27 protein-coding genes and 1 pseudogene are annotated in these 24,817 nt (G+C 39.8%); 17 read left to right on the plus strand and 11 right to left on the minus strand.

Features of this window, described 5'->3' with window-relative positions; translation table 11 throughout:
- On the plus strand, nt 1–570 hold a 570-nt coding region (locus ACT3RN_RS07345; RefSeq protein ID WP_444518536.1), incomplete at its 5' end, for an IS256 family transposase.
- 37 nt (nt 571–607) lie between these two features.
- Here ACT3RN_RS07345 and ACT3RN_RS07350 read toward each other — a convergent pair.
- Together ACT3RN_RS07350 and ACT3RN_RS07355 are read right to left on the minus strand one after the other, a co-directional pair.
- Nucleotides 608–1,582: a replication initiation protein gene (locus ACT3RN_RS07350; RefSeq protein ID WP_426138769.1), complete on the minus strand. Its 975-nt coding sequence runs from the start codon at nt 1,580–1,582 to the stop codon at nt 608–610.
- Between the two features lie 337 nt (nt 1,583–1,919).
- On the minus strand, nt 1,920–4,073 hold the full coding sequence (locus tag ACT3RN_RS07355) for a MobA/MobL family protein (protein WP_444518537.1): 2,154 nt from the start codon (nt 4,071–4,073) through the stop codon (nt 1,920–1,922).
- A 288-nt stretch (nt 4,074–4,361) separates the two neighbouring features.
- Here ACT3RN_RS07355 and ACT3RN_RS07360 point away from each other — a divergent pair, with 288 nt between their 5' ends.
- Nucleotides 4,362–4,841: a hypothetical protein gene (locus ACT3RN_RS07360; RefSeq protein ID WP_444518538.1), complete on the plus strand. Its 480-nt coding sequence runs from the start codon at nt 4,362–4,364 to the stop codon at nt 4,839–4,841.
- 248 nt (nt 4,842–5,089) lie between these two features.
- On the opposite strand, the gene ACT3RN_RS07365 is transcribed toward ACT3RN_RS07360, so the two are convergent.
- The 3 genes from ACT3RN_RS07365 to ACT3RN_RS07375 all read right to left on the minus strand — a co-directional run bounded on the left by ACT3RN_RS07365 (nt 5,090) and on the right by ACT3RN_RS07375 (nt 9,041).
- Nucleotides 5,090–6,709, minus strand: a complete 1,620-nt coding sequence (locus tag ACT3RN_RS07365) for an AbgT family transporter (protein ID WP_444518539.1) — start codon at nt 6,707–6,709, stop codon at nt 5,090–5,092.
- Between the two features lie 437 nt (nt 6,710–7,146).
- Nucleotides 7,147–7,800, minus strand: a complete 654-nt coding sequence (locus tag ACT3RN_RS07370) for a recombinase family protein (RefSeq protein WP_444518540.1) — start codon at nt 7,798–7,800, stop codon at nt 7,147–7,149.
- Nucleotides 7,801–8,117: 317 nt separating this feature from the next.
- The gene (locus ACT3RN_RS07375; protein ID WP_346349202.1) at nt 8,118–9,041 is read right to left on the minus strand and encodes a LysR family transcriptional regulator; all 924 of its coding nucleotides are present in this window, start codon (nt 9,039–9,041) and stop codon (nt 8,118–8,120) included.
- Between the two features lie 95 nt (nt 9,042–9,136).
- On the opposite strand from ACT3RN_RS07375, the gene ACT3RN_RS07380 reads away from it, so the two are divergent.
- From ACT3RN_RS07380 to ACT3RN_RS07395, 4 genes are all read left to right on the plus strand, one after another.
- Nucleotides 9,137–9,706, plus strand: coding sequence for a DMT family transporter (locus tag ACT3RN_RS07380; RefSeq protein WP_442063276.1), 570 nt, complete (start codon nt 9,137–9,139; stop codon nt 9,704–9,706).
- A 170-nt stretch (nt 9,707–9,876) separates the two neighbouring features.
- Entirely contained in the window at nt 9,877–10,398 is a 522-nt protein-coding gene (locus tag ACT3RN_RS07385; protein WP_248957064.1) for an AAA family ATPase, read from the plus strand.
- Nucleotides 10,399–10,463: 65 nt separating this feature from the next.
- A complete protein-coding gene (locus ACT3RN_RS07390) occupies nt 10,464–10,673 on the plus strand; it encodes a hypothetical protein (protein ID WP_248957063.1) in 210 nt (69 codons plus the stop codon).
- 642 nt (nt 10,674–11,315) lie between these two features.
- Nucleotides 11,316–12,356, plus strand: a complete 1,041-nt coding sequence (locus ACT3RN_RS07395) for a hypothetical protein (protein ID WP_248957062.1) — start codon at nt 11,316–11,318, stop codon at nt 12,354–12,356.
- A 78-nt stretch (nt 12,357–12,434) separates the two neighbouring features.
- On the opposite strand, the pseudogene ACT3RN_RS07400 reads toward ACT3RN_RS07395, so the two are convergent.
- Nucleotides 12,435–12,485: pseudogene (locus ACT3RN_RS07400) on the minus strand (IS3 family transposase); the annotation flags it as partial.
- 297 nt (nt 12,486–12,782) lie between these two features.
- Between ACT3RN_RS07400 and ACT3RN_RS07405 the strand changes: the two are divergent.
- Together ACT3RN_RS07405 and ACT3RN_RS07410 are read left to right on the plus strand one after the other, a co-directional pair.
- Nucleotides 12,783–13,106, plus strand: coding sequence for a helix-turn-helix domain-containing protein (locus ACT3RN_RS07405; protein WP_248957061.1), 324 nt, complete (start codon nt 12,783–12,785; stop codon nt 13,104–13,106).
- Nucleotides 13,107–13,115: 9 nt separating this feature from the next.
- Nucleotides 13,116–13,292, plus strand: coding sequence for a hypothetical protein (locus ACT3RN_RS07410; protein ID WP_248957060.1), 177 nt, complete (start codon nt 13,116–13,118; stop codon nt 13,290–13,292).
- A gap of 18 nt (nt 13,293–13,310) precedes the next feature.
- Here the strand turns inward: ACT3RN_RS07410 and ACT3RN_RS07415 are convergent, their stop codons facing one another.
- The 5 genes from ACT3RN_RS07415 to ACT3RN_RS07435 all read right to left on the minus strand — a co-directional run bounded on the left by ACT3RN_RS07415 (nt 13,311) and on the right by ACT3RN_RS07435 (nt 14,909).
- Entirely contained in the window at nt 13,311–13,607 is a 297-nt protein-coding gene (locus tag ACT3RN_RS07415) for a hypothetical protein (protein ID WP_248957059.1), read from the minus strand.
- A complete protein-coding gene (locus tag ACT3RN_RS07420) occupies nt 13,594–13,878 on the minus strand; it encodes a BrnT family toxin (protein ID WP_181716922.1) in 285 nt (94 codons plus the stop codon). The genes ACT3RN_RS07415 and ACT3RN_RS07420 overlap by 14 nt, the downstream gene beginning before the upstream one ends.
- On the minus strand, nt 13,875–14,075 hold the full coding sequence (locus ACT3RN_RS07425) for a type II toxin-antitoxin system RelB/DinJ family antitoxin (RefSeq protein ID WP_011512369.1): 201 nt from the start codon (nt 14,073–14,075) through the stop codon (nt 13,875–13,877). The genes ACT3RN_RS07420 and ACT3RN_RS07425 overlap by 4 nt, the downstream gene beginning before the upstream one ends.
- Nucleotides 14,076–14,179: 104 nt before the next feature.
- Nucleotides 14,180–14,440, minus strand: coding sequence for a hypothetical protein (locus ACT3RN_RS07430; protein ID WP_248957058.1), 261 nt, complete (start codon nt 14,438–14,440; stop codon nt 14,180–14,182).
- 67 nt (nt 14,441–14,507) lie between these two features.
- The gene (locus ACT3RN_RS07435) at nt 14,508–14,909 is read right to left on the minus strand and encodes a hypothetical protein (RefSeq protein WP_248957057.1); all 402 of its coding nucleotides are present in this window, start codon (nt 14,907–14,909) and stop codon (nt 14,508–14,510) included.
- 471 nt (nt 14,910–15,380) lie between these two features.
- Here ACT3RN_RS07435 and ACT3RN_RS07440 point away from each other — a divergent pair, with 471 nt between their 5' ends.
- The 9 genes from ACT3RN_RS07440 to ACT3RN_RS07480 all read left to right on the plus strand — a co-directional run.
- Nucleotides 15,381–15,755 carry a hypothetical protein gene (locus tag ACT3RN_RS07440; protein WP_248957080.1) on the plus strand — a complete coding sequence of 125 codons (375 nt, stop codon included), beginning with the start codon at nt 15,381–15,383 and terminating at the stop codon, nt 15,753–15,755.
- A 623-nt stretch (nt 15,756–16,378) separates the two neighbouring features.
- Nucleotides 16,379–17,323, plus strand: a complete 945-nt coding sequence (repM, locus tag ACT3RN_RS07445) for a replication initiation protein RepM (RefSeq protein ID WP_444518541.1) — start codon at nt 16,379–16,381, stop codon at nt 17,321–17,323.
- Nucleotides 17,324–17,662: 339 nt separating this feature from the next.
- Nucleotides 17,663–17,917 carry a hypothetical protein gene (locus ACT3RN_RS07450; protein WP_248957078.1) on the plus strand — a complete coding sequence of 85 codons (255 nt, stop codon included), beginning with the start codon at nt 17,663–17,665 and terminating at the stop codon, nt 17,915–17,917.
- 36 nt (nt 17,918–17,953) lie between these two features.
- A complete protein-coding gene (locus tag ACT3RN_RS07455; protein WP_248957077.1) occupies nt 17,954–18,232 on the plus strand; it encodes a helix-turn-helix domain-containing protein in 279 nt (92 codons plus the stop codon).
- A 465-nt stretch (nt 18,233–18,697) separates the two neighbouring features.
- Nucleotides 18,698–19,785 (plus strand): IS3 family transposase gene (locus ACT3RN_RS07460; protein ID WP_426138840.1). Its coding sequence is split into 2 segments (ribosomal slippage): nt 18,698–18,950 and nt 18,950–19,785, totalling 1,089 coding nucleotides; the frame shifts between segments, so codons are not numbered across the junction.
- Between the two features lie 177 nt (nt 19,786–19,962).
- Nucleotides 19,963–20,403 (plus strand): YbaN family protein, encoded by a 441-nt coding sequence (locus tag ACT3RN_RS07465; RefSeq protein WP_444518542.1) that lies wholly within the window; start codon nt 19,963–19,965, stop codon nt 20,401–20,403.
- A 236-nt stretch (nt 20,404–20,639) separates the two neighbouring features.
- Nucleotides 20,640–23,126 (plus strand): TonB-dependent hemoglobin/transferrin/lactoferrin family receptor, encoded by a 2,487-nt coding sequence (locus ACT3RN_RS07470; protein ID WP_444518543.1) that lies wholly within the window; start codon nt 20,640–20,642, stop codon nt 23,124–23,126.
- A gap of 142 nt (nt 23,127–23,268) precedes the next feature.
- Nucleotides 23,269–23,847 carry a biliverdin-producing heme oxygenase gene (locus ACT3RN_RS07475; protein WP_045456012.1) on the plus strand — a complete coding sequence of 193 codons (579 nt, stop codon included), beginning with the start codon at nt 23,269–23,271 and terminating at the stop codon, nt 23,845–23,847.
- 320 nt (nt 23,848–24,167) lie between these two features.
- On the plus strand, nt 24,168–24,817 hold a 650-nt coding region (locus ACT3RN_RS07480; protein ID WP_444518544.1), incomplete at its 3' end, for an IS256 family transposase.

The raw sequence follows: 24,817 nt of genomic DNA on the forward strand, positions 1-24,817 counted from the left end.
CATACCGAGCTTCAAAACCGTGGCGTACAAGACATCTTAATCGCTTGTGTTGACGGTCTAAAGGGCTTCCCTGATGCCATTAACACCGTCTATCCAAAGGCACAGGTTCAGCTGTGTATCGTACACATGGTGCGCTATTCAATGAAGTTTGTGCCGTGGACGGATAAAAAGGCCGTAGCGGCTGATTTAAAGGCCATTTACGGCGCTGATACCCTTGAGATGGCAGAGGCCAATCTTGAGCACTTTGATGAGACTTGGGGCAAAGATTACCCGCACGTGGTCAAGTCTTGGCGCAATAACTGGGAGGGCTTAACGGTGTTCTTTGAGTATCCGAAAGACATCAGAAAAGTGATTTATACCACCAATGCGATAGAGTCGCTAAACAGTGTGATTCGGACGGCAGTGAATAAGCGTAAGGTGTTCCCATCTGATCAGGCAGCATTCAAAGTGGTGTACTTAGCCACCCAGCAGGCGTCTAAAAAGTGGTCGATGCCAATCCGTAACTGGACGTCTGCTCTGAATCGTTTTATGATTATGTTTGATGACCGTATCAGTAAGCATTTAATCTAAAGGGCAGTTACACAGAATATGGGATGGGCTCAAAATATTAGTGTTTAACCTTTGGCAGATAGCTCTCTAACCCTTTATTGGGCTTGTTAAAGCTTTCAGGCTCTCGCTGTATAATATTTATCATTTCGCGCTTAAATGCCTCATTTTGCATTTTGCCGTCATAACTTAGGCCTGGATGATTATTATAGTCATTCATAAACTGCACGTTATCAACAATAGACTGTATGGTAGCTTGTGACAGAGTGCCATCTTCACTGGTTAGTTTGTCTAATGTTTTCCGATGGAATTTGAGCGTTAATCCCTCGTAACCTTTACCTCTACTCTTTTTTTTATATTCCACACTAACTTTATAATTTGTACTTTCGTTAATCTCTTCTAATGCTTTATCAATCACATATTTCCGAAGTTCACTAAATTGCTTGTACTTGCCTTTTATACCCATGACATATTTAAAATCTTCAAGTTCATACGCCTTACTGTATTGATACTGTCCAATCCAACATACTATTAATTCATATAAGCGTATTGAGTGTATGCTTGATAGCTCACTGATCTCTAACAACTTATATTTAGTAAAATTTGCTTTCAATTGTGTCAAATACGGCAATATATCCTCTGCAAAAGTTAGCGTAATTTTGCCTGTATTTGGGCTAAATAGAGCACTACTAACAAAGCGAGTACGCAATACTTCATTGTCCGGCAGTGCGATACTAACTTCCCTTTCAAACAAGCGGTTACTAGCTTGCTCAATATCACGGTAGATATTTTTTGCGTTGCTATCACGATAAAAAAGCTTTTTTATTTCGTCAGCAGTAATAGTAAATTTAGTTTGTTTACTGATATTTGGGGCATCAGGTCGGCTATCAATTTGGCTAATACAAGTTAGTAAAAGCTCTTTTTCTTTTGTTGTCATCGTATAAGTAGCAAGAACTAAATCATTTGACTGTACTACTAAGTTACTTTCCATTTTATATTCCACTATTTCTACGTTTACTGTAATTTCACATGACATAAACTATCATAAAAATAGTAAAATAAATAGCTATCTTTAAATCACTCTTTTTTTGGCTCATTTACTCTTTTTTTGGCTCATTTACTCTTTTTTTGGCTCATTTACTCTTTTTTTGGCTCATTTACTCTTTTTTTGGCTCATTTACTCTTTTTTTGTTATGCAACATATTGATTATAAAGAAGAAAAAAAGCTCTTAAACAGGAGTAAACAGGAGTAAATAAAACCCTTCAAAGAAACGGTTGATAAAAAATTCTGTGGATAAGTAAAAAAAGCATCACTTAAACGAAATATTGTACTTAAGTGATATCTCCTTCATTGACAGTTTTTTAGGATTAGATTAGGGACTAAATCCCCGACTGGGTGTATTAACTTTATCCAATTGATACTGATAAGACTTTAGACCGCTCTGTATTGCTTTGTGTTGGCTTTCAGACAGCTTTCCGTCATATTGCTTAGTAAACGTCTCTAGAGTGGTTTTAAGAGCCTCTGAGTAGGTTTTACGCTGGGTTCTTGGTAACGAGTTCACATCACGAAACGCAAGTTTGAACTGCTCACAGGTTTTATCCAAGGTATTTGCTAAATGTTCTCTAGCAACCTCTCTTGCCTCAGCTGGGTAGTTATCCTGATTGATGTAATCCGTTAATCCTTTTGTATAGCTAAATGATGAGATGATGTCCCGAGTCATTCTGCCAACCTCTCCTGCGCTACCGCCCAGTTTGTCAATGATACTGGTATTAAATGCCGCTCGTTTTTGATCGATATTGTCTCTGAAATCTGTAAAATGCTTGATAAGCGCTAGATACTGCTCACGTTCAGCGTTAGGATCACGCAACAGCTTGATAATGGCTTTGTTGTTTTCAACCAGCGTGTAATCAAAACGTTTGGCCACTTGGCGTAAGTGCGCGGTAAATTCCACCGCTTTATCGTGGTCCTCAATACCATGGCGCTGTGCAAACTCGCTGAGTTGCGCCACTTGCCGTTGATCAAATTTATCAGGGGCGTCAGCCGCGGTTTCTCCTTGCGCCCAGTTGATGGCCATCGCCTCACGATGACGTTGTATCAAGCGCATGGCTAAGTGCAGCTTCATACGTTCAACATACTCAAAGATTCTCTCATCTTCGTAACGGTTTTCTCGAGTGTCTCGATTAATGCGTCCTTGCTGTCGATCAAGTCGAGCAGCTCTTGCTCGTCGTGCGTCGTCATCGAAGGGGCTGGGGGCTGCTTTTGCTCGCTCTGCAATGTCTCGATGGATGTCTTGAGCGATTGATTCGCTGTTTGCAGCTCTTTTTGTGTTTGCAGTAACCCACTGTTTTGAGAGATCAATGCGTTGTTGTGCTTTTTGGCTTCTTTCGTCTGTTCCATTAATCCACTTTGGTAGGTTTTCGCATCGTTTAACTGCCCAAGCAATGCCTGATTTTGCGTCTTCAATGCATCGTTTTGTGTCGTCAACTCGAGCTGCCGTTCTATGAGACTGTCCTGTGCAGTATGCAATGAGATTGTCTGAGCTTCTAGAGAGTTGTTTTGTAAAATCAGCTCGCTGTTTTGTGCCTCCAATGCTGCCAGGTAGTCTTGCATTTTTCTCAGTTGCCCAAGCAAGTCCGTTTCTAAGTGCGCTAATTCGTCGCTCATTGTCTGCCTCCTGTTTGATATGGTTGTCAGCCACCAATTTGTTGCGTGCTTTGATGGCACGGTTGGTATTACCTTTTTCGGTCGTGATGCCTCGGCGCTCCATGGCCGTCGCCTCCACGCCCATTTTAATGGTGGGCTGCTGATCAAGCCCCTGATCCTTATAACTGCGCGCATCCATCAGCGGTAGATGATATTCGGCCAATACCTTATTGGCGGTATCTACCCACATCTCCCGAACACGCTTAATCTCCTGCATCGATGACGGCAGATCATGCGCCTTACGTTTTTTATTGGACCACTCAAACGGGGTCTTAAGCTTTGGATCAAATGCCAAGGTTTTATTTGGTCCAATGGTAGGCGCTCGAGTAGTGACTAAAATATGCGCGTGAAAATTACGGGGATCAGGGTTCTCCTCACCCTCACGCAAATACTTCGAGCTTGGCGGTACATTAGGATCAAAAGGCAATTTCATCACCGGACGATGGATACACACATCCGCAATCACATCCATATCGTCGCAAAGCTTTTGGGCAAAGTTGATAGCCAGTGAATGGCGCTCTTCCTCAGACAACTCATGAGGCAAATTAATCAGCCACTCACGCGCCACCCGACTGTCCGAACGGGTCTCTGCCGCTTCGGCAGTATTCCAAAGCGTCTCCCGATCCACACTCACACCCAGCGCCTTTAATGAAAATGGTAAAACGATATCGCTGCTCATCACCCCAGACTTTTTACTATAGTCATGGGTCTTACCATATTTGGCATCATCAAGCACATCGCCAGCACGATAGGCCGCCGACGCCACAGCCGACTGTCCTGCTTTTCGAGAAATCGCCTTTGTTGCAATGTGTACCATCGTCATAAAGAGTCACCTGCTATTTTTGCTTTTTGCACACCACCGCTTTTCGTGGGGTGCGGGGTTTGGGGTTTCCCCAACGAAGAAGGATTCAAAATTAAGGATAGTAACGAAGTGGATAGATTAAATTTTGAGTCGTTACTTCGCCCTTAGTCAGGGGGACGCCACCATCATATGCTAAAATAATATATCTGAGGGTTCGGATGTGGTTGTGTTAAAGCTTATTACAAGTGATTGAATGATAGTAAGGTGCTTGCTATGCTGAGTAAAATTTAATTGATAAGGATAAATCTAGTGTCAGTATCTAATAATAAAGCGCCACTGTCTATTTTTGATAGTCAAGACTCTAATGAGCTAAAAGAACGTCAACGGTTGGAAGAGTTAAAACGCCAAGCTAAGGTTCAGCAAGTAAAGTTAGAGAAACGCCTGAACAAGCAGAAGATTTTAATGGGTGCGTTTTTGGGTCAGGTGTTGGCAACTGATGGTGAGAGTGAGCAGATGATTCGAGAGTACTTTGCGATTCATTTTCCAGATTTCTTAACGAGAAAATCGGATAAGGAATTGTTTAAAAGCATGATCGAAGGTTTAGGAGGTGATATGGGATTGGATGAGGGAAAAGATTCTTCTGCGGTCAATATGCAAACATCTAATCATGAGGCTGAAAATAATCAGCAAAATGAGTCTTATAGTAATGCTGAGCATGACACACGTGATCTGCTGTCAGATGATAATACTTATTCTACTGATGTCAGTGATCCAAACTACCGTGGGTAATAGAAATACTAAAAACGTGATGTTAGAGAAAAGCTAAAAAGAATCTATAGCATGGTCTCAATCGACGCCGGCCACTAGCGATGATGTGGGTTTCAAACACTGGCTTGAATGATTGGCAAAAGTTGTCCATATAAGAAGTCCTTTTTGCATAAGTTGGTCTTGATAAATTTACTTTAGCAATTGTGGACTTCTTTTTTGGCGCTCCCTTATCCCGAACTGGGGTCATTTAGCAAACCTTCGATTCACTACTATCTAGCAGGATAAAACGTCTCTGCACCAGGGCCTACTGGCAGACCAAATACAAACACCCAGACGCAAAATAAAATAATCCAACCAACTAAGAACGCAATTGAATAAGGTAACATCATCGCCATAAGTGTGCCAACACCAGTATTTCTCTTATAACGAATAGCAACTGCCATAATGAGACCAAAATAGCTCATCATAGGGGTAATGATATTAGTCGTCGAATCTCCAATACGGTATGCGGCCTGTATCATCTCAGGCGCATAGCCAGTTAGCATTAGCATGGGGACAAATATTGGTGCTGTCACGGCCCATTGCGCAGATGCCGAACCAAGCATCAAGTTAACCACCGCACATATCAAGATAAAACCGATCAATAAGAAAGGACCTGTTAAACCAATATCGTTTAGGAAAGTTGCACCAGATACTGCCATTACAGAACCAAGGTTTGACCAATTAAAGAAGGCGGTAAACTGCGCGGCAAAAAAGACTAAGACGATATAAATACTTAGCGAGCTCATCGCATGGCTCATCGCATCTACTACATCTTGGTTGTTTTTTAGGCTACCAGTAATCTTTCCATATATATAACCGGGTATGGCAAAGAACACAAAAATGAAGACAACGATGCCCTTTAAAAATGGCGAATTTGACAACAGACCTGTCTCAGCATTACGCAGGATGCCGTCAGCAGGTACCACGGTCCAAGCCAGTAATAAGCAGAATACCAGCATACTAATACCAGCCCAAAAAAGTCCTTTTTTCTCAATAGCAGATACGCGTTCAGCTTTGGTATCTAATACTGAGGGATCATCGGCGTCAGTAGGATTGTACTCACCAAGGCTTGGCTCAACGATTTTCTCGGTCACAAGATAACCCAAACCACTAATCAAAAAAGTACTCACCATCATAAAGTACCAGTTGGCCTCTGCCCCGACGGCGTAAGCTGGATCGATGATACGTGCCGCTTCTTGAGTAATCCCTGATAATAAAGGATCAACTGTGCCAAGTAATAGATTAGCGCTATAGCCACCAGATACCCCAGCAAATGCCGCCGCGATACCAGCTAATGGATGTCGACCAAGAGAGTGGAATATAACCGCAGCAAGTGGTATCAAAACCACATAACCAAGCTCAGCGGCCGTGTTTGACATAATACCTGCGAACACAATAGTAAAGGTAACCATTTTCTTTGGCGCGTTTAACACTAGCCCACGTAGTGCGGCTGATATCATTCCAGAGCGTTCAGCGATACCAACACCAAGTAGAGCTACCAGCACCGTACCAAGTGGCACAAAACCAGTAAAATTGGTCACCAAGTTTTCAACAATACGAGCTAAGCCCTCGCCGTTTAATAAATTGACGACCTCAATAGTTCCATCAGCGCTACGGCCGCTTGCACCCTCTGGTCGTGGATCGATTACCGATATACCAAAGTAAGACAGTACTGCTGAAAGAACCAGTAAAAACACTGACATCCATACAAACAAAATAACAGGATGCGGTAGTAAATTACCGAGCCACTCTACTCCTTTTAAAAACCGCTGCATGCGCGAGTCTTGCTCTGCTGCATCAAAATTATTATGTGGCGGATTGCCATTTGGCGAGTTACTTCCTTGCATAGCCGATTATCTCCTTCAAGATTAAGTACTTTTGATGCGCTTAAAAGTGTATGAAAACACCGATAAAAGGTTATGATTGGAACATAATTGGAAAATAGAAACAAATAATTTTGTCTCATAAAACAAATTGTTTAGAATTTTGAGTAATAAGTAACCCCAGTTCAGAAGAAGGGAGCGCCAAAAAAGACAAAAACAAGAAGTTCACAATTGCTAAAGTAGGTTTACCAAGACCAACTTATGCAAACAGGATTTCTTCCATGAACAACTTAACCGAACTATAATGCTGACCCCTGCCGTCAATGCCGTACACTCAAGCTTGGGAAGTTTTAGTCAGACAACTAGTAGAAATTTTTTAGATATATCCCAGCGGAACCATCTAAAAAGGCTCATTAATCAATTAATAGACTACTCATAGCAGACTACTATATTGGAACCACTTAATGAGCAGTGATTAGTTTAGGTCTTTCCTTGGCCACATCAGCGATCAGATGCCGTGAGCACTTAGCCATTTTTTGAATATCAGAATAGCTATGACCTGATTCGAGTAGACTGGCGATGATCTTACGTTTTTCAGTATCTTTCTTACGTTTTTCAGTATCTTTCTTACGTCCTGAATACTTACCTTCTGCCTTAGCACGAGCAATACCTTGCATCTGACGGTTTCGGCGATCCTCATAATCCTTTCTAGCAATAGTAGCGAGCATATCTAGCATCATCGAATTAATAGCCTGCAATATACTGCTCATAAATTCAGTGCTATTTTCAGGTTGAAGCGCCATATATGAGGTCGGCAGCTCTTTTGATACGATAGAGAGCTTTTTTTCTGATAGCATTCTTTTGAGCGTATCCCAATCAGCTTGGTTCAGACGCGCTAAGCGATCAATCTGCTCAACTAAGATAATATCGCCTTTATGAGCATCTTCAATCAGCTGCATAAGCTTTGGTCGCACCAAAATAGCCCCTGATTCATTTTCGACATAGAAGGCGGCAATCTTGTGGCTATGATCGTTGGCAAATGCTATGAGTTCGCTTTTGGCACGCTTAGCGTCTTGTTCTTTGGTAGACGCTCGTAGATACGCTCTGATAAACATAAACACCTAAAATAGTCTGTTATAAGTGGTTCCATTATACCAGTCTGTTTTAAGTAGTCTGTTAATAGGTTTTTGGGGTGAAATAGCTGGTTCCGCTGGGGTATACCTTAAGGGAACCATTCCGGTGCTTTCACTGGTTCGGTACCCTACATGGGACTTGAATCTTTGGCTGTGGGCTAGTGGTAGCAATGGCTCAAGTGACAGTAGTGTACTTCATAGTGTACTTACCATGCATATTCTATTCGTGATCGGGGCGCTATACAGCATAGAAACATATGCTTACAGCCTAGGTTGATTCATTGTTCTAGGTAGTTCTTCTAACTTATTTCGTTAAGCTCTGAATTAAGCACACTAATAATTAATTGCCTCAGCCAATTATGCGCTGCATCGCCCTCACGGCGTTGATGCCATAGTAATTTAAAATCGAATGATTCAATTGGAAAAGGTGGTTCGAATATTTGAACCTGTGAGTTGCTATCAGTCATATCAAAGCTACGCCGCGCCGCTGTCAAAATCAGGTCAGTACCAGCCACTAATTGATTGGCAATTCCCCAGTGTGGCAAAGTCATTACAACATGACGACTTAATCCTGCGCCACTAAGTGCACGTTCAATCTCATTATTAGCACCTGATTGCATGGCAACGAGGATATGCGGTCGAGCCAACCAACTATCTTTATCGAGAATACCACTCTCTGGCAAAGTGCTTTTGTCTGCCAAACAAGCAAAAGACTCAATAAATAAGGTGTGCATACGAAGCGCTTCTGGCACTTTATCTGGGAAGACACCGAAAGCCATGTCAGTTTCACCATCGAACACATCCGCCATCATCGCTTCGCGGCTTCCTTGACTTACCTCAAGCTCAATGCCAGGCGCAAGCACTCTTAATGAGCGCACCAAACTCGGCATAAATACACGCGCGCCATAGTCAGACATAGCCAGACGAAATACTCGCTTCGCACTGAGAGGATTGAATTCTGGTGTCTCAATCAACGCACCAAGCTGCTCTAGAACATCAGTCAAGGGCAGGATTAACTCGCTCGCTCGCGAAGTCAATTCCAATTTTCCTGAACGTCGAACCAATAGAGGGTCATCAAATATGGTACGTAAATGGGCCAGCGCGTGGCTAACTGCCGGCTGACTTTTATGTAACCGGAGAGCGGCTCGTGATACGTGCTTTTCTACTAATAATGCGTGCAACGTCACGAGCAAATTAAGGTCAATACGTCTTAAGTTATTCATATGACGAATAGTGAAGTAAAAAAACAATAATTTCAATTCAAATTTTTAATATGAAATAATTCCTCTAGAGAATTAAATAAATCTGGAGCAAACGTATGAATCTATCACTTACTGGTATCTCTTTTGCCATTATCGCCTTAGTTGCTGGCGCTTTAGTCCCTCTCCAAGCTGCAAGTAATGCTGAATTAGGCCGTGCTCTTGGACATCCTCTTTGGGCAACGGTAGTGTCGTTATTGGTGAGTGTACTTATAGTAATACCTGTCATTCTTTCTATGCGTGTCCCTACGCCCATATTGAGTGAAATTGGACAATTACCAATGTGGGTCTGGTTTGGTGGCATAGCTGGCGTCATCTATATTACATCCGCATTAATTCTAGTCCCTCGTTTAGGCGCAACTCGCTTTATTGTTTGCGTGATCGCGGGTCAAATGTTTATTTCATTAATATTAGACCAATACGGTTTTATGAATTTACCGGTGAAACAAATAAACGCTGGACGTTTAGTAGGTGTTACTTTCGTTCTACTAGGCATGATCATGGTGCTGTGGCTCACGCCTTCATCTCCCAATTTAGGTGATGTTAAAGCTAGCATCACTGGCGATTTAAATACTATAGAAAGTGCGTCGACAAGCAGCGCTAAGTCTATTTATCATTTTGAAAGTTAGTGATGCCTAGCTCAAGGCGTAGGCAATGGAGATTAATTGCTTAAATGCTATTTGGTAATTTAGTAATATTGTTGAGCTTATAAAAACTAATAGAAAGTCTAATTTAAGCATACTACGTGCATTTTTTGGATATTGCCGAAGTATTCATAAGTATTTGAGATGGTATAACCATGAAAAGAATCAACGTGTTAGGTACATCGGGTTCAGGGAAATCTACGTTTGCCAAAGCTCTAGCAGATAAGCTTAACTGTGCATATGTTGAAATGGACGGATTATTTTGGCTGGATGATTGGCAGCATGTTGATGATGAAACTTTTATCAAACATATTGAAAAGGCGCTAGATAAGCCAGCGTTTGTATTAGATGGTAATTATAGTCGGACGATACCTATAAAATGGAAAGATATCGACACCGTCATTTGGCTGAACTATTCGTTCCCATTAGTGTTGTCTCGTGCTCTCAAACGTGCCGTATTCAGGACTATTAGTAGAAAGAAGCTGTGGGATACCAATAATGTAGAGAGCTTAACAAGACTATTTTCCAAAAAATCTATCATATGGTGGACGATTACAACGCATAAGAAAAATCGTAAAAAGGTTCGTCAGTTAATAAACAAACCTGAATACCAGCATATTAAATTTATTGAGTTTACTAAGCCCATTGAGGCTAAAACGTTTTTGAAAACTTTATAACATTTACCCACAGAAAGCTGGCTGTTCGATGCCTGTATAGCGCACCAATCACAACTTAAGTGCAAATGACCATGTATAAATCAGAGCAAGCATGGCATGCAATCAGAAATATTAAACCTAATGTAAATACTAACTGGCTGGAAATGCCCACAGTGAATACTCATAGAACGGAGTTGACCAAAGACGATAATAGCCAGATGACCAAATCATTCAGTCGGGTATTAATTGCAGCCAATAGGATTAGTATTGAATTGCTAGATGACTGGGAAATGTAGCAGCCATTCTCAAATCGATTGTTGGTATAGGGGCTAGTATTGAGTAAATTATAAAGACCTTAAGTCATAAGCAATAAGGGTTACGATCGCCCGTCTAGTTTCTACTATACCGTCTACGCTCACAAAGGATAGCCGGTAAGTTTGTTATAATGAGATACGTTAAATAAATCTAGTAACAACCATAGTGGCCAATACCAAAATTAAACCGCTCACTCCTAAAGCTTGAAGAATAAACTTCGTATTGCTCATAACCGCCCCCCCCCAGTATTTTTTCTTGTTAATACATCTTACTCATTCATTACTGCTACTGCAAATAAATATTCGACTATCAACAAAATGCGTACTGAGTGAAGCCCTAAACAAAAATTCATTTTATCATCAATCACTTACCTACCAGGTGCAAATTTTTACTATGGAACCGAAGCGGTAAAAGCATCTGATTGGTTAGATATAGGTATATCTTAAGAACTCATATTTACAACTCTATATTCTCTTATTTATTGATTCAGCTAAAAAGCCCCTTTTTGGCTACTCAATAGCTATATAACTTTCAAAAACTTACAGTTAGTATGTATTTAAAGGATTTGTTCATATGGCATATTATTAATATAAAATAAAAGTAAAACTTTATAAGGAGTAAATATGACCCCCTCTTATTTCCCTCAACGTCGTCCGTCGTGGCGCGGTGTAGTCGCCGGTCTTGTCATGGGACTGATAGTGGTTATGGCGATGATTGCGCTTGCATTAGTTCTGAGCTCATTATTACCTTTTGATTTGAAAGGCAGTAGTATTGCTGGGGGTATCTATGCGGCCATTACTGCTTTAGTTAGTGCCTATGTAGCTGGGTACTTCGCGATTAAGTACTCTGCACCTGAAGCGCTATTTGGCGATGGCACGGATATTGATCCAAAAGACGCCACTTTAACAGGCATGCTTACAGGAGCTTTAATTATATTACTCACCACATTTTTCGCGATGAGTAGTGCTACTAGTATCTTATCAATGGCAGGTAATGTTGTAGGCTCTACAGTAAGCACTGTGGCTAAAACAGCAGCAACGACCGCCACTGTTGGTGCAACAGCTGCTGGGGCGGCATCACAAAGCAACAGCGTACAACAAAAAGCAGAAGAAGTTTATCAACGTGTATCAGGTGATATTAGTAAAGAAGACGTACAAGCGATGGTTGCAAAAAATACGCAGAACTTGAATCAACAACAGATTGCTGCCGTCAGTAATGTTATTAAGGATATGTTCGATCAGACCAAGACACAGGTTAATAACATGGACTTTACTGACCTAAATACATGGCGCAATATTGACGTTTATGCAAAAGAGCGTATGGCATCTATTGAAGAGACGTTAAAAGGCCCTGAAATTATCACACGTTTGCAGCAGCAGGGTTTAACTCAAACGCAAGCGCTAGAAGTGCGTACTGAGGTTCAACAATCATTTAATGAGTATAAGGTCAAAACTGAACAATATATTGCAGAAGCCAAACAAATGGCTGAGCAAAGAATGCAGCAAGCAGAAGACGTCGCACGTAAAACGGCTCTGTATACTGGATTATTTTGGCTGATTAGTGCCCTTTTAACCTTTATCGCTAGTACTATTGGGGCTAAGAATGCAGCAGCAAATTACCGTCTAGCTAAGCCTATTATCACTTGGGGTGATAATATTAAATAAATCTTACAGCTCTAATTATGAAGACAAATAAAAAGCCTAATTAGGATGAACTGACCCCCAAATATTGGACGGTTTAGTTTACCCCAAGGACTGAGTCCTGTACTGCACAGGACTCAGTCCTTTTAGTTTCTATCAGTGACAATAACTGCTGCCTGAGCAGATAAGCCAAAGAGAGATAACGCCATACTTAGAATAACTTTTTTCATAAAACCTACTTTTTTTGATATCCAAAACACTGCTTTCAAGCATTAATAATACCCTATATTTGTTCAATAAAGTGAGTGCTATATAACTAACAGTCTGATTTACACAGCAGTTTATTTATAATTTGCCTGATAGACAGGTTAGTGCCATAGTTGTTCACTGAACGTTCTGAACAGTTGCACTGTACAGACACTAAAAACGTACTTGAACACTAGGTGAACAATGAACATATCCGTGACGAAAGCAGCAAAAGAGTGGGGTGTATCAAGAACGACGATCTATCAGAAAGTCAATGATGGTGAGCTTTCTAGAACGGCAGATAAGAAAATAGACGTTTCAGAAATGTTGCGCGTGTTTGGTGAGCCAATTTCTAAAAAACGTACTGAACGTTCAGTGAACACTGTCCAAAGTACACCTCTGAACAGTCAAAGTGTTCAGTACAATACGGACATTGAACACCAATTAGCGCTTGAAAAGCTCAAGAATGAACATCTCAGCCAACAGGTAAACGATCAAAAAAAGTTAATTGAAAATTATCAGCAGTAGATAGGACAATTGAACAAAACACTGGATAAAGCCAACGCCAGTATCCAAGATTTCGCACAAGTGAGACTGTTAGAGTTTAAGCAAGCTGAAATGAGCGATGAGCCGCCACTTGCACAAGAGCAAGAAAAAAAAGACGATTCAGTCGTCGCGACGGCTAAGAAGAAAAAACGGTGGTGGGAGTTTTAAACGTTGTAAGCTTACCGACTAATGATCCAATAAATACTCTTCTAGCGCATCGTTAATCATGTCTTGGTAGTTACCACCTGTCTTTTTCGCCTTATCCTGGAATCTTGCAATGATACTAGGACTCACGATACTAGCACCTACCATAGGATCATCCGCCACCACACTACCACGAGTCGCGCTCGACCAATCGGTAACTTCAGGAATATCAGACAAATCAATGTCATGATCCGAAAGCGTAGCCAATCGTTGCAAGTTGGCTTCTTGCTCAGCGCTTAAAGACGGCAATTCATTTGCTTTATAGCTAACCTTGTTCATAAAACCTCCTTTCAGCCTTAGTGGCGCGTCGTGCTGATATGATACGAATAACCTCGCCGCCCTCACTATCTCTTTGAGTATGAGCGACCAGCAATACCGCCACCCCATTCACAGCGCCAAGCGCTTGCCACCGTTCTTCACCATTTTCATAGCGGTCTTGCTGACGCAAACACAAAGGATCAAAAAATACCCGAGCTGCTTCTTCAAAGGATAAGCCATGTTTGCGTTGATTACTGCTATTTTTCTGTTCATCCCATTCAAACTCAATCATTGATCACCGTCTTCAAGCGTATTGGTGCTAGGCATTGTCTGATAATCAAAGGACAGCGGTATGCTATTGGTTTCTGCTACCTGATGCAAAAACAGCTTAATGGCTTGCGAAGGCGTTAAACCATAGCCCTCAAGCACCGAAAACGCCTTATCTTTTAACTCTTGATCCAAACGAATATTATAATTGGTTGTGCTCATAGCATTACTTATAGCTTATTCATGTACCCTTAATATAAGCGATAAGTACCGTCAATTCAACAATCTTAGGGCTTTAGTCTTTCACGAAAAGTGATAGTCATGTGCTACTCATCCAATCCACCTAGAAAATCATCAATTTTCTGTTCTAGCTGTTTTTGTATGGCGTAGAGTTCGCTCGCGCTATATTCTCTTAGTAAACGTTCCTCATCTTTTAGCTCAAACATCTTTTTACGTATGCTATCGCTATGAGCTTCGTTTTCTAAACCAAAGGTGTTAAGACGACCCATTTGACGGTAGTATTCTCGTTGTGCCTCTTCAAACATCATGAAATGGTTACTTGCTACTGATATACCTTCAATACTCATAGATTGCTCCTTTTTACACTCGGAAAATGTCCCTTTATGGAATTTTTATTTATTTACTATCAATAACTTAACTATCAAGAAGAGATCTATTTCTTTTATTTGCTAGCTTCGCTTCAAATCTCTTCATAGCCGTATCTAATTCTTCATGCGTGGGCTGTACATATGGCTCATCCCTAGCATCTGTATTGCTTTCTTGGATTGGGTCACTAGAATATAAGTCAACAAAAACTTGTTTTCTTACCTCAGGCTCAACCTCTACATTACTGCTAGAATTATCTGTAGCGACAGATAATTCCTTTGATTCTTTTCTATAGCGATAGAGATAATTAGTCAGTGTGCCAGTCGTTAGAATGAGGTCATGACGCTCAGCTAATATCTCAACCACGCCTTCATAGGTATATGAAACAGCCAGCTCTTCGATCACCTCATAAAGATCACGAAACTTGGAAAATTTTGTTCTCTTAGCCATAAATTTCTATCTCCCTATATTCTTGAAGCCAATTATCTCAATTATAAAAACGCTCATAAATTGCTCATATTTAACTAACGATTTACTACCCTTTTGCTAACGATTTGCTAACGATTTGCTAACGATTTGCTAACGATTTGCTAACTTTCAATCAATCATACAGCAATTGCTCATAAATTGCTCATATCTAGCTAACGATTTACTAACGTAACGCTCTTATAAGCCTTTTTAGCTAAAAAGGCTTACGACAGGTAGAAAATAACCGATTTTTCTACCTGCTTTTTGGTCATTAAATTATCCAATTTAATGACTACACCTTACGCACCCTCTCGGGATGAAAAAAATCGTCTTAAATCAGCAACTTACCTGATTTAAGACGATTTTTTCTGCATGCAAGGTGCAAACAAAATGAATTTAAGCAACTGATTTTTATGATATATTACTGTCTACAATTTGCAAACAAGGATAATTATGTACACCCCTACCGTATCATTTAGATTAAAATCTGAAGTCTACTTAAAACTAGAAGCAATAGCAGCAAAGGAAGGGCAATCTCCTGGTGTCTACTTAAAGAAAAAATTGGAATCAGATACTAATAGTTTCCTTGAAGATCTTAAGTTTATGAAAGGAGATATTAGTGAGATTCTGCACTTATTGCAGTCGGATGATAAAGGATCAAAATCGGTAGAGAACACATCAAATCAGAATGATATGGTCAAGGCTTTGATGCCGATAGTGCTAGAATCGTTATTGATATTAAGGGAGGTGGCAGCACCTAATAAGGTCTCCAATTCTCAAAGATTAGTCGATAAAGCAGGAATAAAAGCATACAATAGTTTGGATTAAAAAATAAAATTTTGTATTGCCCTAGTATCAGCTGATACTAGGGCTTTTTTTGAGAAACAATTCAGTGATAAGAGGTTGATCCTTGGTGGCACAGTAATAAAAACTACTGAGATTCTAATAATCTTCCGAAGATTTTAGTTGATATGAACAATCATGGAACTGGGTAAGCTCATAAAGGTCGTCTAAGGGGGTTGGAAAAATTTTACCTAGCAACTATACCAAACGATACTTAGAACCTTATAGGGAGCTTAATAGGATGCTTTTATCCCTATTTAACTAAAGCTTTGAGCTTTCTTTTTAAATTATTTGAAATTACTGATATTGAATTCATTGCTATCTTTACTAGCCTTTTCTTTTGTCACTCTAATTATTAATAACCAAAAAGGTTTTTAATGTTTTTAAATACTTTTAAAAGCTTTTACATCCTCTGAAACGCTTTTCATAAAAGGGTTTCGCCTTCTATAAAGCAACGTTTTACGACCCATAAAGCAACGTTTTACGACCCATAAAGCAACGTTTTACGACCCATAAAGCAACGTTTTACGACCCATAAAGCAACTTATTTTTTGAGTTGTTGCTTTAATAGCATTGTTGGATTATAGTTGTTAAAAATGGGTTGGAATATGGAAATGTCTAAACAATTAGTTACTAAGGATAATTCCTTGATTGGTGCGAGTTATAGCTTAGGAGTAGTTGAACAACGCTTAATATTTTTAGCCATTATCGAGGCAAGGGAACAAAAAACATTAATAGAAGCAGGTGGATTATTGCGAATTTATGCGCAAAGCTACGCTAAACAATTTAATGTGGAAAAGCATACATCGTATGAAGCTATGAAAAGGGCAGTAGAAGGATTGTATGAGGCAGGTTTTGCTTATAGTAAGGTGGATGAACGTTCGGGAAAGATAGGTAATTATAAAAGCCGTTGGGTGGATAAGATCGGCTATATTGACGACTTAGGCTGTGTCGAATTAGTATTTGCAAGTGATGTAATTCCTTTGATTACCAGGCTTGAAGCACGTTACACAGAATATGAGTTGAAGCAGGTCGTAGGATTGCAGAGTGAGTACGCAATAAGGCTGTATGAGTTGATAATTCAATGGAGGTCAGTAGGTACAACCAGTCAGATATCGCTTGTAGAATTGCGCGAAAAGCTAGGATTGGTGGACGAATACCAACGGATAGAAGCCTTCAAAAGACGGGTTTTAGATCTGGCGATAACTCAAATAAATGAACATACTGATATTACTTCTGAATATGAACAACACAAACAAGGCCGCGTCATTACAGGATTTACATTCAAGTTTAAAGTGAAAAAAAATAAAGAAAAAACTGGTACTAAAATTTCTAATAATGAAAATAGGACTACTATTGAAGGACTTAACGATAAGCAACTAGGACGTATTGCTCGTAACCCTAGCTTTATGGCAGATTACAATCATTTAGTAAGCTCTACCAGTCCAGCAGGTCAAGATCCCAAAGCGTGGGAATTTGAGATGATTAATCGCCTCAAAAAAGATGCTTCACAGTTTAAGAAACGTCCAGTTAGAGAATATCTTGAATACTAGAGTTTAATAGGCGGATCTAAAACTTGACTCAGAGTAATGTTTTGTAGTAACCTAACAACTCAGAATAGACGATCCGTCTAGATGCGTTTTAGAAGATATCATTTATTAATTGAACCTTGTAACTGGCTGATTTTAGCCGCTATTTTTATAGCTGCAACACCCGAAGACCTCGACCTCTGTACTACCTCGTTTGGCCTTACGCAACTTGTCATTCGTTTAGTATTTCGACTGAGGCTTCGCCACAGTATAAGGCTTGTGGCGTTCTAATGTTATTTCTCTCGGGTTCGATTGTGTTGTCGACTGGTACAATCCGTGCCGTCAGAAAGCGTCGTAAATAATATGAATGATATAAAACTTTTAGAACAGTTGCGGGCTCAGCTTGCTGAGATCCAAACAACTACGCATGATACATTAGAACCCAGTGTTACTCGTAAAATTGAAGAAGCAATAGAGAATCTTGATTTAGTAATAGAGAACTCAGCTTCCAAAGAAGCAGACTATAAGGCCATAGGTTTAAAAACGCTCGGTGATTTACTTATTTACTTCCCCAGTATTATTGAGCTTATTCAGCTTTTTAGAAAGTTTCTAGAGTAGTACAGCAAGCCTTACCACTCTTATAAGGTTGAAAATATGAAAATCGGCAGTGTTATAAAAAAATGTCGAAAATTGAGAAATATGACGCAGTTACAAGTAAGTGCTTTAGCAGATGTTTCTGAATCATACTTATCATTAATAGAGAAAGACAAACGCCAACCAACCCTATCCAATCTAGAGTCAATTGCTGATGCTTTACAGATACCAGTAAGTATCCTCGTATTTTTAGCGGCTAAGCAAGAATCCATCTCGGAAATTACAGACACGCAAATTGAATCTCTAACCAAAACAATTTATTCGATGATTGAAGCTTAAACAATGGGCTTTCACCCTCGACCGCAGGTTACACCAATTGCAAATATTAGTTCACTTGCTAAGCTATTAGAAGTTACAGTGGAAGATCTAGAATATATTCTGGCTAATAAAGATAGATATTGGTGTCCAGGGAAAAAAATAACCAAGCCTAATGGTGAAGTCCGACATACCCATAATGCAAAACCTAGACTAAAAGCCATTCATCAAAGAATCCTAGATAAGTTACTTAAAAAAGTTTTTTACCCCATCTATATGCAGGGTGGAGTCGCTGATCTCTTAAACCCTCGCAGTTGTAGGACTCATGCTGCTTTCCATTGCAACAAATCTATTGTCATATCAGAAGATATAAAGAGCTTTTTTCCTAACTGTGACTACAAAAATATTCGTAGTATGGTAATCCCCCCAATAAATAAGAACACTTAGAAATAGAGATTAACTGCTAAAATATACCAGCAGGAGAATCCTATGAAAAAGACACGCTTTACTGATAATCAAATCGTTAATATCCTTAAACAAGCAGAACAAGGCGTACCTATCGCTGATTTATGCCGTGAGTATAATGTCGGCCAAAGCACGTTCTATAACTGGCGCTCTAAATATGGTGGCATGGATGCTGCGCTTATCACTCGTCTCAAAGAGCTTGAAGTTGAGAATGCTCGCTTAAAAAAGATGTATGCCGATGAATGTCTCAAATCCGACATATTACAGGATGCCATGTCAAAAAAGTGGTAGCGCCACTCAGGCGCAAAGAGATGGCTTGTCACTACATTAAAGAGCATGGCATCAGTATCCGCAGAGCTTGCTTGATCTTTAACATTAGCGTCACCTGTTATTATCACAAGTCGGTAGCAACGGATGAGAATAAGCAGATAGCGGACTTGCTCATAGATCTGACCGAGCAGAACAAGAACTGGGGCTTTGGATTGTGTTTTTTAAGCCTGCGTAACGTGCTGGGACTGCCATACAATCATAAACGGGTGTATCGCATCTACTGTGAGCTTGAGTTGAACCTTAGAATCAAACCTCGCCGCCGCATGAAGCGCGCCAAACCTGTGCCACTTGCTGTACCTGATAAGATAAACCAAAGCTGGAGCATGGACTTCATGCATGATGCTTTAACTGATGGACGAGGGTTTAGACTGTTTAACGTCATTGATGATTATAACCGTGAAGCCTTAACCGTTGAGATTGACTTCTCATTACCCGCTCAAAGAGTCATACGCAGTTTAAATCAGCTGATTGAATGTCGAGGTAAACCGGTCCAGGTAAGATGTGATAATGGACCTGAGTACATCAGCAACGCGCTCAAAGACTGGGCTTTAGATCAAGGTATTACGATAAGCTATATTGAGCCTGGCAATCCACAGCAGAATGCTTATGTTGAGCGCTATAATAGAACAATGCGTTATGATTGGTTAAATCAGGAATTATTTACAGATTTAGACCAAGTCCGTCAGCAAGCTGAGGCTTGGTTATATCACTACAACCACGAGCGCCCGAATATGGGCAATGGCGGTTTTACGCCAATGCAGAAACTAAACCACGCAGCTTAATTCTATTTGATAAGTGTCTTATGGTTGGGATGATTACCATAATTTTGATAATTGAATGATTATCATTTACAATAATCTGTAAAAAACTACCTGCAAATACAGTTTATTCTCCAATAAAAATATTCGCAGTTCGCTAAATAACTGGCTGCTACTTTTTAACTATCGAGCTACTTTCTTATGAACAATGTGCAACCTTCACCAAATTCATCGAATTTACAAAAAAAAGTAATGCTCAACCAAATTCATCATAACCGCATAATACGAATATTATTTATGGCGCTAGGCGGTTTTTTCTTCTTCATAGGCTTAGTCGGTATTATTCTTCCAGTATTACCTACCACCCCTTTCATTTTACTAACGGCAGCATGCTGGGCTAAAGGGTCTGATAAATTCAATCAGTGGCTTCTCAAACATAAAGTGTTCGGTGAAATGGTAAAGAACTGGCAGCAGCATCGAGCTATTCCTCGTAAGGCAAAATATTTGGCTTGGTCAATGATGGCTATGTCATGCGGTATGTTGTTTTACCGATTTTCTGATAGTTTGCAGTGGCTTGCTTGGGTTACATGCGCAATATGCATCACTGTTACTTTGTGGATGTCTCGACTGCCGGACGCTTAATTTTTCCTACTATTGCAAGACGTTTTCCTGACTCCTTGCTAAGCCTTTGCGAAAAGTAAAATACTCTAAGATCATATATTTTCCTATTTGTTAATGATTATCGTTTACAATGTAACTATATTGTTTTATTATATGAAGAAACTATCAGCAATGTTATTAACAATTAATATTATTTCCTTTGACGACGAGGCTGATGTGAAGAAAATTGTGCTTATTTTTACTATAGGAAATTTGGAATGCACGAGGATTCAACTTATAAGAAGTCGATATATATACCTAGTCTTAAAGGTAAGTCTAAAACCCTATTAAGTATTCTTGTTGGAACTTTGATGTATCAATCAGCCATTGCGGATACTCAGCACCAAGAAGAAAACTTACCGATGTTACATATGGACACGATAACTGTTTATGCTAATAAGCAGCCCCCTATAAATGTAGGGGACGACCTTAAAACGGCCAAGACGATATCAGACAACCTAATTGACAGTGATAAAGATTTAGTCCGTTATAACCCTGATATAAGTGTGGCAGATGCAGGAAGATATGGTAGCAATGGCTACGCCATCAGAGGGGTAGATGGCAATAGGGTAGCTTTAAACTTAGATGGCGTTAGCTTGCCAGATAAGCAAGTCAATGAAATATTTTCAGCTTATGGATATATGTTTGAGGGTCGATTTTCACCCGATGTAGAGCTTCTGTCAGAGGTGGAGTTTGAAGTCGGGGCGGACTCTTTTAATTCTGGTAGTGGTGCAATGGGAGGGTCTGTTAGTTTCAAGACCAAAGACCCAGAAGATTTAATAAGACCTGATCGTCAACTTGGTGGTTATATCAAAACAGGTTATAGCAATAGCAATGAAGAATTTAGTAACGCTTTTGGTTTAGCAGGGAAAAACGATAAGGTTGAGGCAATAATTAATTATGTGCATCGTGAAGGACATGAAACAAAAAATCACCGAATGTTAGATTTCGATAAAAACAAACTAGATCCTGCCTATGATTTTATCAATGATCCAGACTATAAATATCCCTCTACAGGATACAGATCTAATACAGCAGCAATATTACCTGACCCATTAAGTTATACAACAGAGGCAACGTTAGCAAAGTTATACCTCCATTTGAATGAAGAAAACCGATTAGGTTTTCATGCCACTAAACAAAAAACGGATAGAGTATCCAATAACTTTACCAGAAAGACTTTTGCTTCAAGAATTGGTAAGGATACTGCAGAATTAGAAAGTTATGGCATCAGTCATAGATACCTACCTATTACTAGTGAGTTCATAGATGAGGTCAATACCACTTTAACTCAGCAAAAAATTACAGGAGTAGCTAATACAGAAACTTATAGCCAAGTATGGGGATCTGACTCTTATAGGGTAGATGGAGTGAAGCATCGGCCTCAAGAGGACAAAACCATACAACTAAGTATAGAGGCAACAAGCTTACCGTTAGAAACTGAGAAGCTAGGCTCTCATACTTTGTCAGTTAATACAAAATATGCAAAGACGGACCATAGATTGACCTTAGAAGAAACTTATATTCCTTCTTCAGGCAACCCCAGTTCTTGGTACGATTTTATTGGGCCCTCAGTGAAGCAAGATATCTTCAATGTGGCCATTCAAGACAAAATAAATTTAACGGAAAAGCTCGATACGACGATTGGGCTTCGGTATGACAATTACAACTACAAACCTTATATGGATGAAATCAATAAAAAAGGCGTCGAGAAGGCGAGTAAATATTATCCGGTACGTATTGATTATGAGAATGGCGAGTTTGATCACAATAAGAAAATGGACAATATAGGTGGAATGTTTTCCATAAACTACAAACTTAGCCCATATTTACAGACCCAGTATCAGCTATCTACAGGATTCATGGCACCCGCTACCAGCCAAATGTATTCAGCATTTGAGATGATGGGAAACAGTTTGACGCCCAATGTTCATCTTAAGCCTGAGAAATCTATTAATCATGAGCTAAGCTTGTCTGGCCAGTTTCAAGATTTAAGTTTTACAGCTATAGGTTTCTATACTAAATATAGGGACTTTATCAGTTTGTTGAATTCTCAAGAGGAACAACAACGATGCTATGAAGATTATTCGACCGGCCAACCGGTTTGTTCACCCCATTCTATAAATATACTCAGCGCCCAAAATATTGGTGACGCAGAGACTTATGGATTGCGTTTAGGAGGCGTATGGGATGTTGGACAGCTTGCTGACCTAGAAGGAGATATTCGAGTACTTGCTAATTTAAATTATGCCAAAGATAAAACTGATAAAGGAACTAACTTACTTGCGACTCAGCCTTTGAATGTCACATTCGGGTTAGGTTATGAAGCCCCTAAAAAGGATTGGCAACTGTCTGCGAATCTAAGGTATTTGGGCAGAAAACATGCTGATGACGCAAAAGTAGCTACCTTAGAATCAAATGGTTATAACATACCTTATGAAAATGTCATTGCTCCTTATAAGCACATTGATAAGTCTAAATCGGCTTATGTATATGATGTTTATGGCAGTAAAAGACTAGGTTCTAATTTAAAACTATCAGCAGGGGTATTTAATTTATTTGATGCTAAATATGTTCCGTGGGATAACTTGCGTTCGTTAGCAGAATTAAACGTCAACTCTATGGTAGATAAAAAAGGGGTTGGCATTGAAAGATTTACAGCACCAGGAAGAAATTACAAAGTAGGGTTAACCTACGAATTTTAGCCCATATGTCTTGGATAAAATACATAAAAAACTATCAATAAAAACCCAAAAATATTTTGGCGTGCGCTCAATCTAAAAAAAGCTAACTAAATAGGATGAAATGGGAGAGCGCCCCTTAAATTAATAAATATAGGAAACAGTGATGAACTTACCTCTTAGTGAAGCATTAAAAAAGCACTCCCGCCAAACACATGATAGTGTTGACATGCTCGTTTTATCTATGGAACCATTTGCCTCTATAGAAAATTACAGTAAATTTTTACAAGCACAAAATGCTTTTCACGAAGTTTTGAAACCTATCTATGAGAATCCCAGCTTAAACCTTAAGATTAAGGGACTTAATAGTCTATCACGCTTAGAACAAGTAGCCATGGACATGCAAGACCTTCACGTTAAGACTATGTTAGTCGATGAGGCTATACCTAGTCCAAGTGAGTTTGAATCTATTGGTTGGCTTTATTGCTCTGAAGGTTCAAATTTAGGCGCCGCAATTTTATATAAAGAAGCTCAAAAAATTGAACTTACAAGTAATCATGGTGCAAAACACCTATCTGCACATAAAGATGGCAGAATGGTGCATTGGCGTAAATTTAAAGAGCAATTAGATGGCTTAGAATTGACACTAACACAACGCCAACAAGCATTAAAAGGAGCTGAAGATGCCTTTGCATTTTTTAAAAGGGTCATTCGACAAGTAAATTATGCTGAAGAAACGGTGTAACGGTCATATTGAATGGTTGCTGACATACATGGTCATCAATGTAATTCGAACGCGCCTTAAAGCAGACGTTCGGTTTTTTAATGCCATATTGAGTAATCACTGAGCTATGCTGAGGAAACCGTATAAATAAACTTAGTAAACTAACGACTCGATGAGGAGTTTGCCATGACTAAGAAAAAGCAAAGCTATAGTACGGAAGTTAAAGTATAGGTCAATCCTGGGGCGGTGTATAGACAATATCGCCTTGACTGTTTTTGAGCGTCGGGGAGTTTCCTAAAAACTGTGTAACTGCTTATAATCCATTAACCGGAGAATAAGCAATGACTACTCAATCTGACATTAAAAAACTGGCCGAGCAAATGGCTGGTAGCATGAACAGCTTCGATGACATCAAAGATTTTCAAAAGCAGCTCATGCAATCCTTTATTGATACTGCCTTAGAAGCTGAGATGGAAGACCATCTCGGCTACCCTAAGCATGAAAAGGCGGATAAACCTAATAAGCGTAACGGGCACACTAAAAAGACTGTCCGAAGTGACACAGGCGATCTTGAAATCTCTACCCCAAGAGACCGTCATGGTGACTTTGAACCTACACTCGTGCGCAAGCATCAAACCCGTATTAGTGGCCTTGATGACAAGATCATCTTCCTTTACGCCAAGGGTCAAACCACCACCGAGATTGTAGAGAGCATTAAAGAGCTCTACGATGTCGACATCTCAAGCTCTCTTGTCTCAAGAGTCACCGATAACATATTAGAGGACATCACCGCTTGGCAGAACAGGCCATTGAATAGTGTTTATCCTATCGTCTATTTGGACTGCATCGTCGTGAAGATACGTCAAGACAAGCAGATCATCAACAAGGCTATCTATCTGGCGCTAGGTGTTGCTCTTAACGGTAAAAAAGAGCTGCTTGGTATGTGGCTCTCAGAGAATGAAGGCGCTAAGTTCTGGCTAGGTGTTCTTAC

The sequence above is a fragment of the Psychrobacter sp. AOP5-GZ1-6 genome, from assembly GCF_052376345.1.
GTDB lineage: Bacteria > Pseudomonadota > Gammaproteobacteria > Pseudomonadales > Moraxellaceae > Psychrobacter.

Excerpts from the sequence above, each read along its gene's own strand:
- ACT3RN_RS07350 (WP_426138769.1), bottom strand. The coding sequence starts at position 1,582 with ATGTCATGTGAAATTACAGTAAACGTAGAAATAGTGGAATATAAAATG.
- ACT3RN_RS07355 (WP_444518537.1), bottom strand. The coding sequence starts at position 4,073 with ATGACGATGGTACACATTGCAACAAAGGCGATTTCTCGAAAAGCAGGA.
- ACT3RN_RS07365 (WP_444518539.1), bottom strand. The coding sequence starts at position 6,709 with ATGCAAGGAAGTAACTCGCCAAATGGCAATCCGCCACATAATAATTTT.
- ACT3RN_RS07370 (WP_444518540.1), bottom strand. The coding sequence starts at position 7,800 with ATGTTTATCAGAGCGTATCTACGAGCGTCTACCAAAGAACAAGACGCT.
- ACT3RN_RS07375 (WP_346349202.1), bottom strand. The coding sequence starts at position 9,041 with ATGAATAACTTAAGACGTATTGACCTTAATTTGCTCGTGACGTTGCAC.
- ACT3RN_RS07380 (WP_442063276.1), top strand. The coding sequence starts at position 9,137 with ATGAATCTATCACTTACTGGTATCTCTTTTGCCATTATCGCCTTAGTT.
- ACT3RN_RS07385 (WP_248957064.1), top strand. The coding sequence starts at position 9,877 with ATGAAAAGAATCAACGTGTTAGGTACATCGGGTTCAGGGAAATCTACG.
- ACT3RN_RS07390 (WP_248957063.1), top strand. The coding sequence starts at position 10,464 with ATGACCATGTATAAATCAGAGCAAGCATGGCATGCAATCAGAAATATT.
- ACT3RN_RS07395 (WP_248957062.1), top strand. The coding sequence starts at position 11,316 with ATGACCCCCTCTTATTTCCCTCAACGTCGTCCGTCGTGGCGCGGTGTA.
- ACT3RN_RS07405 (WP_248957061.1), top strand. The coding sequence starts at position 12,783 with ATGAACATATCCGTGACGAAAGCAGCAAAAGAGTGGGGTGTATCAAGA.
- ACT3RN_RS07415 (WP_248957059.1), bottom strand. The coding sequence starts at position 13,607 with ATGAACAAGGTTAGCTATAAAGCAAATGAATTGCCGTCTTTAAGCGCT.
- ACT3RN_RS07420 (WP_181716922.1), bottom strand. The coding sequence starts at position 13,878 with ATGATTGAGTTTGAATGGGATGAACAGAAAAATAGCAGTAATCAACGC.
- ACT3RN_RS07425 (WP_011512369.1), bottom strand. The coding sequence starts at position 14,075 with ATGAGCACAACCAATTATAATATTCGTTTGGATCAAGAGTTAAAAGAT.
- ACT3RN_RS07430 (WP_248957058.1), bottom strand. The coding sequence starts at position 14,440 with ATGAGTATTGAAGGTATATCAGTAGCAAGTAACCATTTCATGATGTTT.
- ACT3RN_RS07435 (WP_248957057.1), bottom strand. The coding sequence starts at position 14,909 with ATGGCTAAGAGAACAAAATTTTCCAAGTTTCGTGATCTTTATGAGGTG.
- ACT3RN_RS07440 (WP_248957080.1), top strand. The coding sequence starts at position 15,381 with ATGTACACCCCTACCGTATCATTTAGATTAAAATCTGAAGTCTACTTA.
- repM (WP_444518541.1), top strand. The coding sequence starts at position 16,379 with ATGGAAATGTCTAAACAATTAGTTACTAAGGATAATTCCTTGATTGGT.
- ACT3RN_RS07450 (WP_248957078.1), top strand. The coding sequence starts at position 17,663 with ATGAATGATATAAAACTTTTAGAACAGTTGCGGGCTCAGCTTGCTGAG.
- ACT3RN_RS07455 (WP_248957077.1), top strand. The coding sequence starts at position 17,954 with ATGAAAATCGGCAGTGTTATAAAAAAATGTCGAAAATTGAGAAATATG.
- ACT3RN_RS07465 (WP_444518542.1), top strand. The coding sequence starts at position 19,963 with ATGAACAATGTGCAACCTTCACCAAATTCATCGAATTTACAAAAAAAA.
- ACT3RN_RS07470 (WP_444518543.1), top strand. The coding sequence starts at position 20,640 with ATGCACGAGGATTCAACTTATAAGAAGTCGATATATATACCTAGTCTT.
- ACT3RN_RS07475 (WP_045456012.1), top strand. The coding sequence starts at position 23,269 with ATGAACTTACCTCTTAGTGAAGCATTAAAAAAGCACTCCCGCCAAACA.